We start from the raw sequence: 12,961 nt of genomic DNA on the forward strand, positions 1-12,961 counted from the left end.
CCAAAAACAGTATTTAAAAACCCCGTAACTGGCGAAGGTAACCAACCTGCGATCCATTTCCAGAATCTCTCAATTAAACTAAAAGTTTGATTTTCATTAACTGAGGGAGGAATTAACGGATGTCCGGGTATAGGATCGAAAGCAAACCAACCATAATTCGGGAAATATACCTCAGTTAGCAAATGAGCATCGGTATTTTTCACAATGTATAAACCTGTGAAATAATTGAAAGTTCCTGGGGAAAAACCTGCTGCTACTCTCGCCGGAATGCCAATTGAACGCAACATTATTGTATAAACTGTGGTAAAGTGGTCGGCGTAACCTCCAGTAATTTTTTTATTAGGCGGACTGTTTTTGTAACCAAACAAAAATGCTTCCACTAAGTCTTCTTTTTCCTGCAAAAATGGAGGTAATTCTTCAAGTTTGTAGTTAGGATTTTGTTTGAGATATTGAGCTAAATAAAGCGCCTTTTCGTAAACAGAAGTAATATCTTTGTTAGTTTTTGACACCTTATTTTGGTTAGCTAAAATCTCTTCCGTGCGTTGTCTTACCTTTTCCTTAATTGCTTCAGGAACTTGGAGATAATATTTTTTGATATTTGTCGGATAATTAGTAGGAGCTTTAGCTAAAGCACTACGATCGCGCAGGGAAACATCAGAAATTACCGTATAAGTCAAACCTTCATTCAATCCCACAGGCGATCGCAAACTTCTTTCCGCATCTATTGCTATTTGTTGCGTGGGAAAATAGACTTGCCTTGGTTGTGCAAGCGCCGGAATAATATTGGGCATTTCTGACACCACCGTATAACTTTGAATCACCTCCTGAGTCTCATTTAAAGTAGGTAAAGTAGGTAAAATAAATTGAAAAGACCAATTCGGACGCTCGATAGTTTGAGTTTGTTTATTGCGGGAAACTTCCCAACCTTGTCCCGTGTATTTATCAAAAGCCATTACTCGCCAAAAACCTTCAGCTTGACTTCGCACCCGCATCACAGTTTTCGGCTTCATTATGCCACGTAAATTCTGATTAATTACACTATTAAACCCATAATAAAAAGTATCATCTAATTCCCCCGCACCTTTTTCGCGGTTTCTCCCCAAGCCTGTACCGTTACCTTTCCCCGGATTTCTTCCTCGGCTATAAGCAGGGTTATTAATATTACTCGGATCGAAATTTTCGGTTAACTCAATGGGAGCACTTACTGGAAAAGTCCGCAACTGATAACCCGGAACTCGCGGGAGAAACGCGAAAATAGTCAAACCTAAACCAACAACTAGCAATAACAATAAACTTAACCGTTTAACCGAAAAAGGCAAAACAATTTTCTCTTTTTTTCGCCAACCTATAGGTGTTGGCTTTAATCCTAATCTGGCGCGATAGTCTAGGACTAAAACTGGTAAAGCGATCGCCAAAAACAACAACAACAAAGGCGCAAAACTCATAGTCTGACTGAGAGTAGCAGCTACTCCCAATAAAATCAGACCTATCACCATCGAATAACCTAAATCCTTACGCCTTGGCAAATCAAAACTGTGTAAAACTTGCAATTGAATTAACAGTTCAGCCAAAATTAATCGCGTATCATTCAAAGAACCTCGGATATTCAACAGAAAAGAAGCTAACGCCAACAACATCCCGATCGCAATCCCGAACTTCACCGGAATGTTACTCTTTCTGCGACGATACCAACTCCAACTAGCACCAAATATACTAACAGGAACAGCCCACCAACTAATACTAGTTTCAGCTGCCACATCAGTAGCAATAATTCCGATCGCTACCAACAATTGCACCAAAATTCTTAACCAGATCGAATCCTCAACCTCTTGATTTGGTTGCGCTTGCAGCCGTTGTCGAAATTGGCTCAAAAAAGGACTGTTTCGTAGTTGTTGCATCGCCAAGCCACCGATGTTAGATTAGTAATCACTTTCCATCTAAAATCTAAAATAGCTAGATTGTCGGGCAAATAGCAAAAATTAACGAATTATTAGCTAAGTGGTGGAACTGAACTTCTAGAGGATAACTCTGGTTAGGCGCTAAATCAAACAATTCCACACTTAAATAACCCGGATCGGGTCGTTCAGTTTGAGCAAATGCTTGACCTCCCTGTAATTTTAAAATTCCACCACAGGGAAATAAACATTGAATCCGCATCGACTTGATTAACTGAGCTTCCAACTTATATTCTGCTTGCAGAGTCAGCATCCCCAACTCACATAGCCATTGGCGTTCCACTAAATTGTTAGTTGGTGATAAAGCCAAAGTCAGAAAGCCAAAAATTTGTTTAGCCGCCAGCAGCAATAAAACCATGCGTTCATTTTCTTTCGCCGCCTCGTAACTGAGAGGAAACTGAGATTTAACCGGGGAAAAGTCCACAAACGCTAAATTTTGGGAAAAATTGCAGATCTTGTCGGCAAACTTCTTTAATAACTGGGAATGACTGGGAAATAAAGCCTCCACAGCCCGGACTATTTTAGCTTCTTGGGCGAGGGAAGACTGTAATACAGACTGCGATCGATGAAATAATTTGAGTAAAATTTCTTGGGGAATAGATACAGGTAAACCTAATTTTTCCACTTGAGTCAGCCACAAATTTTCCCCCACAGCGGCTACAGGTGAAGCAACCTCGTCACTTTCATATTCCCAATCCTCCGTCTCCCAAGGAAACAAAGGCGGATTATTTTCTAACTCTAATTGAATCCGGCGTTTGATCAGCGCTTGGAACCGATCGCGTACTGCCGGAATATCTGCCACTTCCGTTGATTGAGGTGATGCTTCAGGAAAATCCCAGTCTGTCGTGCTATTCAATAGTTCTGACTCCAGCAAGTCTAAATCATCTAACTCCCAATTTTCTATATCACAATCTTGGTCATTTGGGCTCAAAATAGACAGTTCCTTATCTTTGACAGATAAGGTGGATCGATCGAAATGAAGTAACCAAGCGAAAAAATGTTCAGGGAAAAATTCAATGTCTCTGTTCATCAGTCGATGCACCCGATCTAGACAGGAAAAAGTTACGGTAAAAAGTTACGGATATCCCAAGCTAGTTCTAAAAGCTTAGACCACTGCTTCTGAGTATGGCTAAGGGTCCAACCAAGACGCTGTGCGATCTCTGCATCAGTCAATTTCTGTCGCTTTAACTCTAATAAAGTTAATTGCTCAGAATCTAGTCTGGCAAGAAAAGTTTGCCATTGCTGCGGCGTTAAGCCAAGATTTTTATCTATCTCAGCTTCTAACCACTCATGTACTAACTCCCAGTGATGCAACAGCGCAAAACGAATCAGATGATACTTAAAGCGTTGCTGCAAATAATCCCTTTGACGGGGCGTTAGCTTCATGATACTTTCTATCTCTTTAGTATTACTATCATGGAGACGAAGCACAAAGTACTGAACACAGTCATGCTGTTGATGTTCCTCTAGGTAGTTGATTAACTCTTTAATTACTGACTGGCGCAGCTGATTTTGTTGATTTATCCCCTGTTCTTGTACTAACATCATTTCCCCCACTTGCTGCAACAAAACCTCGTCCATATTCTGAGGAGTCGATTCCATCCCAGAGCTATCAGCTACCTGTTCCATATCAATCAGTGTTTCCGGCGGTTGTTGTTGAACAAAAGCCTGCGCCCGCAAAATAATTAACTGTTGACGGCTGTTACTAATGGGAATCCGACGTTTAGCGTAACGTTCTGTAAAACTCAGGAACTCTGCTAACTCCAACAGCGTCCTTGGTGTATAGGTAGGGCTAATGGGAGCAAATTCACAGTTTGCTCCTTCTCGACGAAAGGCAGTTAACGCCTCTACATAGAATCCCTGCAAAAAATCTTCGATCAAAGTCAAGCGTCTTTGATACGCCGAAGATGTCCGCGAAGGAGCGATGTAGCGATAAACAATAGCACTCAATGTACTATGTAAGTCCAACCTTGCCATAGTCGCCCGGAGATAATAGTAGTGGAGACATTGCTGTAAGCGATGACGAGCTAATTTAACAGCCCACACTTCCACATCGCCCAGAGCTTGAATCCGCTGACTTTGTTGGCAAATTCGGATCGCTTCCGTTGTTAAACGTGCTGCTACTTCACGGCAATTCTGCTCTGAAGCACGGGTAGATCGTCTAAGTTCGTTGAATATTAGCTCTAATATAGCCTCCACGCCCGCAGATTTCTCCTCGCCTAGTTTTTGCCAGGGGTTGTGCGATCGCTTTTTTTGAACTACCTTCACTGCCACTAATCAGGTAAATCGTTAGACTCGAAACGAGACTACCAGAGCTTTGTTTTATGGATTTAGATCGACAGATTCAAGTTTTGATTGATAATGCACCCAACGATGGGCGAACACCCCAAGCTATGCGAGCGATCGCACCAGCACTTAAGCTCGTGGCAAGTCAGTTGCAACATCCCCAGTACTACGTTCTCCAAACATTGGACGATGCCTGGGTACTCACAACTTTCACCAATAGTGAGCAACCTCAAGAAACAAAGCATATCCTCTACGCCTTTCCAACTCTCCAAGATGTCACCACCCAAACGAGCCCCCTAGAAAATCCTGAAGTAATGGCAATTCCAGTTCCTGTCACCCATATTTTGTTCCAAATGGTAGCTATGGACACTGTTGATAGCGCGATCTTTTTTGAAACCCCTGGTAATCTTTCTGAAGGAGTCCAACTGCGTCGGGAAGATTTACAAAATTTGGTGCAATCCCACCTAGAACAGGAATTTCCCGCCCGTCAGTCTTCACCTGGGAATATTCCACCCAATATTGCTTAAAATTTGGCTCTCTTGTACTTTTGGGCACTGGGGATTGGGGACTGGGGACTGGGATTGCTTTGGTCGCTAGGAATTTATTAATTAAACTGGTTTACTTATGTACGGGAGAGCCAAATGCAGAAATTTAGATTTTAAATTAATTCGGAATCTGAATTAATTCCAGCAGTTTGTGTTTTGGATTAGAATCATGTTTACCACTCTGGGCAGTAGCAAAATCGATGGAAACTCTACCCGATAGCTGGGCAGATATTCAGCCAGATACGGTATATCAAACAATAGATGGTCGGTTAGTATCTTTTAGCAAAGAGCAAATCCAACAGGGGATAAAATATGACCAAAATAACAAACATTTAAAAGCGATTGAAAAAGGACAGGTATCCCCTCGCGGTAACATTGGTCTTGTTCCTTCCGAAGTCGAAGGTTACGATTGGAAATCGAAAGTCTTGGGAAAAGGAGGCGATCGCCGTTTTCACGGAAAAATCATAGATGGAGTCTTGCACTTTCCAGGGTTGCTAACAGAACATTAATTACAAGCTATGACAAAATTAGAATTAAAAAATCACCAAGTTTGGCAGGATTTGACCGAAATATTAGAAAATATAGATGCCAATGCACTTGTAACCGAACATCTAGAGTTATGCGATTATAAAGTCTGTGGTTACTGGGATGAAAATGATGAATTTTATGAAGAAATTTTATTACCTCATTCCCTATCTGCTAAGTTAATCAGCAGTTCCATTGGTCTTACAGGTAGTAGCCGATGGATTAAACTGAAATTTGTTCTCGAAGCTCCTCAAATAAACTTTGAAGTTCAGCCTATTGATAATAAAGCCAAAAAAATTGGTGAATTGATTCTTATTTATGATGAAAACCTGGGATTTATTGATGAAAATTGGCAGCTAAATATCAATCAAAAAAATTCGTAAGGCTCTGTTGTACTAATGACGATTCGATCGTCATTAGTCATTAGTCATTAGTCATTAGTCGAGCGATTTTGACCAATGACCAAAAGCAGAAACCGCGCTCCTATATGCGTAGAGCGCGATCGTTTATATCTAAATCCTCAGTAAAGACGACTTAAAACATAATCCGCCATATTAATTAAAGCTTGACGAGACTCCGACGCTGGTAAATCTGCTAAATACTCCACCGCAGTACAAGCATTTTGAGTAGCTAGTTCTCTTGCTCTCTCAATGCCCTTTGCTTCATTAATCAGTTGTAATGCCTGTTCTAAATCTCCTTCTTGGGAGAATTCGCGATCGATCAAAACTTCCAAAAAAGGTTTGTCTTTAAGAGCATACAGCGTTGGCGCGGTTAAATTGCCACTGCTCAGGTCAGAAAGCGACGGTTTCCCCAAAACATCCGTAGAACCCGTAAAATCCAAGATATCATCGACAATCTGGAACGCTAGGCCAAGATGACGACCATAGTAATACAAATTCTGAGCCATTTCGGTACTCACATCACTGAGTATTCCAGCTGCTTTAGCACTGTTAGCAATCAGTGAGGCAGTTTTGTAGTAGCTCTTTTGTAGGTAAGCCTCGATCGATAAACTAGCATCAAAGCGATTTAAACCTTGCTGAATTTCTCCAGCTGCCAAATCCATAATCACTTCCGACAGGAGTTTGACAACCTCTAGATTATCTAGATTAGCAAGATACCAGGAAGATTGCGCGAAGAGAAAATCTCCCGCTAGTACCGCAATTCTATTACCGAATAAGCTATGTACCGTAGGCACACCTCGACGCATAGAAGATTCGTCCACTACATCATCATGTACCAAACTAGCAGTGTGAATCATTTCGGTAATCTCAGCTAGCCGTCGATGTCGGGAGGTAATCTCCCGTTCCAACATGGTAGCTCGCGAAATTAACAGGACGATCGCTGGTCTCAGTCGCTTTCCTCCTGCTCCAAACAGGTGTTCCGCTGCGGCAGACAAGATAGGGTGACGATTACCAACTAGCTGCTTTAAATTCTCCGACAGCAAACGCAGGTCTGCTTCAACAGGCGAAAAGAGGGAGGTAGTTGAGGTCATGGATCTGCCAGTTCCGGCTTTATTTACGAAATTTAACATATTCTCTACCTCATTTTAAGCTAAGCACCCCACAGATGAAATCCCGTTTCCCATCCTCTTCTCCCATCAACCTACTAAAACCCCGCTCCTGCGATCGTCCCAGTGGATTTCTGTATTATTTTGCCAATATAGATAAATAGCACATCGAAATTTTATTCGGATTCAAAAAATTGTATAAAATTTTTAAGCATTTTTCCGATTCACCTCAAAAAGCTGAGAAGCTTGTGATACGCTAGTTAGTAAGGATTTCACTAAATTTGAATAACACTCCCAGGGAACCAACAATAGTTGGTTGCCAATGGTGATATGGAGTGACTCCTTTCACTTGAAGATCGATGTAGCTACTCACCAGTAGTTGCTTTCACCGATTATTAAAATCGGAGCTTGGTTTCTTAGAGAAACTCTAAGACTTTCAGGGCTGGGTCAACCAACCTAACCTGCCATTCCTTAGTGCTTATCTAAGGTTTCAATAAGCAAACAGAAACACTAAGCGGGATTGATGCCGTTGCGTGACCTGTTTTGCTGACAGCTTAAGAGTACTATTCCCGTGAGTACTAGCAAGCTGGAATTTTCTATAACTATCAACTTAATCCCATTGCTCTACCTACTAGTAAATTCATTATGGTTTACCGCGATATGCCTCTGATGATTCCCTTTTTAGCCACAGGTTACTTGTTAGCGATTTATCTGCTTCTGATTATCGCCCAACGGTCTAGAGCTTGGAGAAGACCCCAAGGTTAACACCAAGCTCTAAAGAATACATTTGACTATTAACTACTCTCTTTCGAGAGATTCTATTTTCGCAGGCCCTAAAGAGACAGCTGGCAACCATACCTGCTCCACAATAGGGGTACAACCTAGCCACTGCACCGACAATTGAGCGAAATGATGTGGATCACCACTCACACAGAAGCGCGTCGGCTGCGGTGGACTAGTATTTTTTAGCCCCAGTAAATCTAATTCTTGAGCCATGGCTCTCACCACATATACTGCTGGATCAACTGTACGCACTGTCCGAGGCAAAATAGATTTTAGCACTGGTGCTAAATGGGGATAGTGAGTGCAGCCATAGACCAAAGTATCAATTTGTTGCTCGAGCAATTGAGCTAAGTATTCCCTGGCTACTTGGTAAGTATCTGGAGTATGAATCCGGTTTTGTTCGATTAATGGTACAAAAGCCGGACAGCCTACTTGCCAGACTTGAACTGTGGAGTCAATCTCATGTATGGCGCGACGGTAGGCATTGCTAGCAGCAGTGGCGGGGGTAGCAATTACGCCAATTCTTCTTCCTTGTTGTACCGCTGCTCTAGCTCCCGGCAAAATCACCCCTAAAATCGGGAAATTGAATTCCGATCTTACAGTTTCCAGTGCTAAAGCTGAACTGGTATTACAGGCCATGATCACCATTTTGACAGACTGTTGCTGCATCCAGGTGAGAATTTCGCGAACAAAGGTTAAAATTTCGCTCATCCGACGGTTTCCGTAAGGTAATCTAGCCGTATCTCCAAAATACAGGATAGATTCCGAGGGTAATTGACGATAAAGTTCTCTGAGAACGGTAAGACCACCCACACCACTGTCAAAAATCCCGATTCTTTGAGAGCTCATTGATATACAAGTCCTTTGTAAATTGATGCTGTGAATTTTAGATTGAAGAATTGTTAAGAGTCAAACAATTTTCGATTTTCGATTTGAGCATGATTTGATTTGGGATGGGAGGATTGAGAATCCAAAAATTAACTGGCTGTAAAATCTAAAATTGAAAAGAAGGGGTTAGGTGTTGGGGGTTGGGGTGTAGGGCATAGAGGGTTGGGGTGTGGGGTGTGGGGAATTGTTTTCTTCCCTACCCCCTACACCCAAAACCCTATCCCCTTCTTCTTCCCTAACCCCTACCCCCTATCCCCTACCCCCTAAAATTATGGCTATCTATAATATTGAAGGTACTGAAGTATACCACGAGCTATAGCTTCTGCCATTTGGTTTTGGTAGGCGGGAGTTGCTAACCTAGCAGAATCGTCGTATCCAGTGACAAAACCAGTTTCCACTAGTACAGAGGGCATGGCGCTGTTACGTAGCACGTAAAATCTAGCACGTCGCACCCCGCGATCGGGAATATTTAGACTTTGAAGAATGCTGTTGTGAATAAATCGAGCTAGAGTCAGACCATTAGTGAAGTAGTAAGTTTCCAAACCATTGACATCCGGGCGGGTAGGTATGGAATTAGCGTGAATGCTGACGAATACATCAGCATTGACTCGATTAGCTATCTCAGTTCGACCTGGTAACTCCACAAAATAATCAGAATTGCGAGTCAGAACTACCTGAACACCCTGTTGTTCCAATAATCTAGCGACTTGAAGCGAGATTGGTAAGATCACATCTGCTTCTCTTAAGCCGCCAATACCGATCGCACCCGGGTCTTTTCCCCCATGTCCGGGGTCGATTACTACCAAAGCACGGGCATTTGGGCGGCGTGTGGGTAACTGTGGAAAAGGATAATCTCTAGCCCCTTGACTTGGAGGAGGATAATTTTGACTAGTGGGAATCTGCCCTGCTCTAGCACTATAAAACGGTAAAGCTAGAAGTTGGGGACTAGGCTGGCCCACTTCCCCAATTTGAATCCCAGAAGCAGGTAAGAGCAGAATAGTTACTTTACCATCGTCCTCGCGGACACGCAAGCGTAATATAGGCGCATCCCTGTCAAGTCTCGGTTCTTGGAAACGCTCAATTAACTGCGATGAATTGATTGTAATCCGATAAGCACCACTAGACCTGTCCCAACCGCTAGTGTAGGTAAAAGGCTGATCCGATCGAATTAATAATTGATTGCCATTCATTTCGATCGACTGAATATTCGCCCTTTGACGTTCTCCTCTTTGAGCAGTAGTAGACTGTTGTCCCGCCCCAGGTAGCAAAACAATCCCACCCAAATTGCTAACACTAGCACCCCAGTCCGGGCTGTTTTCCTCTACCTTGAGAGTCAAACGAACTACAGGCGGATTATTATTCACCTGATTAAGTTGAATACTACTAAGACCATTACGGTTAACTGAAAACTCCCGATTCAAGAGTTGAGGTGAGAGAATAGCCCCTTCCAATTGAATATTTATCCGTTCTCTATTCCGCTCCACTTCAATCTCTGGATTGCCACCATTTGTCCGCAGGAACAAACCATCAGGTGTTATCTGTAGATATTGAATTTGCGTGATTCTAGGCACCACAGTCGCCGTAGCAGTTACAGGAGGGGGAGCAGGTGCAGCTTCTGGGGTTGGTAGAGTGAGAGTAGTACCATTCGTTTGTCCTTCAGTAGCTACATTTTGTTGTTGATCGGTTCGGCTCGGAGTAGGCAGTTGCACTAGCCATTGTTTAGGGGAAACTCCGCGAAATTGTATTTGTTGGGGGTCGAGAGTATACCCATCAACCAATTCAATCACTAAACGAGTTGTCCGAGAGTTTACCTGTCCTACTCGTATAGAACGGATTAAACCTCCGGCTTGCTGATTAATACTGCGACGCAGGGTAGTACCGGGTAAATCAATCACCAAGCGAGTCGGATTAAACAATAATTTTGCTTTGGGTTGAACGTTACTATCTGTGGTGAAAACCAACAGATTGCGTTGACTATCAAAACGCCATGATTGCAGTTTACCTGCGATCGCTGGAGATGAAAGTAAAATTAGGCTTAAAACAGTACTGGGTAGTATCCAGTGAAATTTCACGGCTTATTTCTCCATGATTTACATAGCCCAGCAGCAGAACTTTAGCTGGTAAGGAGCGAACGATGATGTCCTGGAATGAGTGTTGGCACTCGCATTGAATTAATGCTTATGGTTGATTACAGTACACCCTCTTATTTGGATTACCACACCCAACAGCACTATAGATTCTTTGTGCAAACTAGCACCAGCTTTCAAAAAACACCATCAGATTGGAGAGCTTACACCAATGGGCTAACCAGAATCAACTGAGGCTCTAGCAGCGGTCACGCGAGGACTCTTGAGATGGGGAGATGGGGAGATGGGGAGATGGGGAGATGGGGAGATGGGGAGATGGGGAGTTTAATTTACCGTTCTGTAAAAACTTACTCAAATCTACCACAGCAAATTTGATGTTTACTTCCTGCTTCTGAGAATCCCCAACCCCTTTACCCTTTACCCTTTACCCTTTACCCTTTACCCTTTACCCTTTACCCTTTACCCTTTACCCTTTACCCTTTACCCTTTACCCTTTACCCTTTACCCTTTACCCTTTACCCTTTACCCTTTACCCTTTACCCTTTACCCTTTACCCTTTACCCTTTACCCTTTACCCTTTACCCTTTACCCTTTACCCTTCTCTCTTTCCCGTTTCTGCTTTCAGACAAAAAAGGGAAAAGGGAAAATTAATGTTACTTCTCCCTTTTCCCTAACGGTATTTATGTTGAGTTTTAAGTTGCTAGTCTAACTTCTTGGGTAATTCTTTGAATCAATTACTGGCTTGTTCTGATTTTTCTGCCAGTGGCTTTTGAGATAAACCTTGTTTCACCATTTCCGATTCTAGAAGAACGGGTGATTGATTGTGACCATTTAAAGCAGGTGAATCTGAGTCTGGAACAGGTAGAGGTTCGTCTTTAAATACAACTCGCAACAGGGGAGGTGCTAGGAAGGTGGTGATAATTACCATCATGATGATAGCAGCTTCTAAAGGTTTAGATAAAGCGCCACTTGCAGAACCAATGCCAGCAAATACTAATCCTACTTCACCTCTAGGAATCATGCCGACACCGATCGCCAACCGATTAATCTTACCTTGACCAAACACTGTCGCACCAGTGACAACCTTACCGATGATGGCTACTACAATCAGAAAAATAGCCATGATCAGACCTTCCCGATTAGTAGGAACTGTTGGGTTGAGTACACCGATATCAGTTTTAGCACCAACACAGACAAAGAAAATAGGCACCAACATATCAGAAATTGGTACTACCTGTTTTTGTAATTCTAGAGTTTCATCACTTTCATCTAGAACTAAACCAGCTGCAAAAGCACCTAAAATCGCTTCTAGGTGAATTACTGCTCCCAAGTAAGACATCAAAAAGGCAAAAACTAAAGCGGGAATTAGCAGTCCACCTCTAGTTTTGAGCAGATTAGCTACTCCAATAAAGGTTTTGTTGAAGAAACGGCCTAGTAGGATAGAACCAAGTAGGAAAACTGATGAACTAATTATCAGATAAACGACATTCATTACATCCACTTCGCCAGTTTTTGCCAAACTAGCGACAACAGCCAAAACGATGATACCGAGAACGTCGTCGATAACCGCAGCACCAAGAATAATTTGACCTTCCTTGGTGTTTAAACGTCCGATTTCTGAAAGAACTTTGGAGGTAATCCCAATACTAGTAGCTGTGAGAGCCGCACCAGCAAAAATTGCGGGAATTGCTGGCACACCAAACAATAGCATTAATCCTGCTGTCCCAGCAGCAAAGGGTACGGCTACCCCGACACAAGCAACAATGGTAGCTTGATAACCGACTGCCATTAAAGATTTGATGTTTGATTCTAAGCCAATTTCAAACAGCAGTAGAATGACTCCTAGTTCTGATAAAACAGAAACTACTTCGCTTTGAGCGTTAAATACTGCTTCTGCTGATTGTGGGTTTAATCCAGCCGTTGTTTGTAACAGTTGGATAATCAATGAATCAGTACTTTGGGCTCCGCTTTCGGGAAATACTAGTAAATGTATTGCAGATATCCCAACGATTACACCAGCTACCAGTTCGCCTAAAACTGGCGGAAAACCTAGTCTGTTAGACAATTCCCCGCCAAATTTACTGGCTAGGTAAACTACTACTAGACTCAGTAATACTCCTGGCAACACCAGTGCCGCACTGTCTGCATCTAGTTCGTGGGTAGCTGCTAGGATGGGCGCAGTTTGTCCCCAAGCTGGGAGAGCTATTCCCAAGGAAAGTTTCGGGAACAAAGGTGTGAAGAAATTCGACCAGGCAAATACGTCAGCCATTGGTTTTACAGAGTGTCATTTTTTCTAATGTACAGGTTTCTTTACAAATTCAAAGGTTTATTTTTTATTGATGTTTGCTGTATTTGTATTTTCTTGGGAGTGGATAAAGAAATTTT

At 42.5% G+C, this 12,961-nt stretch carries 10 protein-coding genes; 3 read left to right on the forward strand and 7 right to left on the reverse strand.

What is annotated here, in order from left to right; all coding sequences use genetic code 11:
* From ACE1CI_RS19660 to hetZ, 3 genes are all read right to left on the reverse strand, one after another.
* The coding region (locus ACE1CI_RS19660) for a transglutaminaseTgpA domain-containing protein (protein WP_496615628.1) at positions 1–1,898 on the reverse strand (1,898 nt) is incomplete at its 3' end.
* 55 nt (positions 1,899–1,953) lie between these two features.
* On the reverse strand, positions 1,954–2,985 hold the full coding sequence (locus ACE1CI_RS19665; protein WP_413267807.1) for a hypothetical protein: 1,032 nt from the start codon (positions 2,983–2,985) through the stop codon (positions 1,954–1,956).
* A gap of 32 nt (positions 2,986–3,017) precedes the next feature.
* Positions 3,018–4,223, reverse strand: coding sequence for a heterocyst differentiation protein HetZ (hetZ, locus tag ACE1CI_RS19670; protein WP_459564157.1), 1,206 nt, complete (start codon positions 4,221–4,223; stop codon positions 3,018–3,020).
* A 56-nt stretch (positions 4,224–4,279) separates the two neighbouring features.
* Between hetZ and ACE1CI_RS19675 the strand changes: the two genes are divergently transcribed.
* From ACE1CI_RS19675 to ACE1CI_RS19685, 3 genes are all read left to right on the forward strand, one after another.
* A complete protein-coding gene (locus ACE1CI_RS19675; RefSeq protein WP_413267806.1) occupies positions 4,280–4,768 on the forward strand; it encodes a hypothetical protein in 489 nt (162 codons plus the stop codon).
* Positions 4,769–4,986: 218 nt separating this feature from the next.
* Positions 4,987–5,295: a hypothetical protein gene (locus ACE1CI_RS19680; protein WP_413267805.1), complete on the forward strand. Its 309-nt coding sequence runs from the start codon at positions 4,987–4,989 to the stop codon at positions 5,293–5,295.
* A 9-nt stretch (positions 5,296–5,304) separates the two neighbouring features.
* A complete protein-coding gene (locus tag ACE1CI_RS19685; protein ID WP_413267804.1) occupies positions 5,305–5,694 on the forward strand; it encodes a hypothetical protein in 390 nt (129 codons plus the stop codon).
* Positions 5,695–5,831: 137 nt separating this feature from the next.
* Here ACE1CI_RS19685 and sds read toward each other — a convergent pair whose 3' ends face one another.
* The 4 genes from sds to ACE1CI_RS19705 all read right to left on the reverse strand — a co-directional run bounded on the left by sds (position 5,832) and on the right by ACE1CI_RS19705 (position 12,845).
* Positions 5,832–6,803, reverse strand: coding sequence for a solanesyl diphosphate synthase (gene sds, locus ACE1CI_RS19690; RefSeq protein ID WP_413267815.1), 972 nt, complete (start codon positions 6,801–6,803; stop codon positions 5,832–5,834).
* An 813-nt stretch (positions 6,804–7,616) separates the two neighbouring features.
* Entirely contained in the window at positions 7,617–8,450 is an 834-nt protein-coding gene (gene murI, locus ACE1CI_RS19695) for a glutamate racemase (protein ID WP_413267803.1), read from the reverse strand.
* A 314-nt stretch (positions 8,451–8,764) separates the two neighbouring features.
* Positions 8,765–10,561 (reverse strand): N-acetylmuramoyl-L-alanine amidase, encoded by a 1,797-nt coding sequence (locus tag ACE1CI_RS19700; RefSeq protein ID WP_413267802.1) that lies wholly within the window; start codon positions 10,559–10,561, stop codon positions 8,765–8,767.
* A gap of 745 nt (positions 10,562–11,306) precedes the next feature.
* Entirely contained in the window at positions 11,307–12,845 is a 1,539-nt protein-coding gene (locus ACE1CI_RS19705; protein ID WP_413262537.1) for a cation:proton antiporter, read from the reverse strand.
* Positions 12,846–12,961: the final 116 nt, after the last annotated feature.

Source organism: Floridaenema flaviceps BLCC-F50 (genome assembly GCF_041929275.2).
Classification (GTDB): Bacteria; Cyanobacteriota; Cyanobacteriia; order Cyanobacteriales; family Aerosakkonemataceae; genus Floridanema; species Floridanema flaviceps.

Bases quoted from the DNA above. Each gene is read 5' to 3' on its own strand.
- ACE1CI_RS19680 (WP_413267805.1), top strand. From the start codon at position 4,987: ATGGAAACTCTACCCGATAGCTGGGCAGATATTCAGCCAGATACGGTA.
- sds (WP_413267815.1), bottom strand. From the start codon at position 6,803: ATGACCTCAACTACCTCCCTCTTTTCGCCTGTTGAAGCAGACCTGCGT.
- ACE1CI_RS19665 (WP_413267807.1), bottom strand. From the start codon at position 2,985: ATGAACAGAGACATTGAATTTTTCCCTGAACATTTTTTCGCTTGGTTA.
- ACE1CI_RS19705 (WP_413262537.1), bottom strand. From the start codon at position 12,845: ATGGCTGACGTATTTGCCTGGTCGAATTTCTTCACACCTTTGTTCCCG.
- murI (WP_413267803.1), bottom strand. From the start codon at position 8,450: ATGAGCTCTCAAAGAATCGGGATTTTTGACAGTGGTGTGGGTGGTCTT.
- ACE1CI_RS19685 (WP_413267804.1), top strand. From the start codon at position 5,305: ATGACAAAATTAGAATTAAAAAATCACCAAGTTTGGCAGGATTTGACC.
- ACE1CI_RS19675 (WP_413267806.1), top strand. From the start codon at position 4,280: ATGGATTTAGATCGACAGATTCAAGTTTTGATTGATAATGCACCCAAC.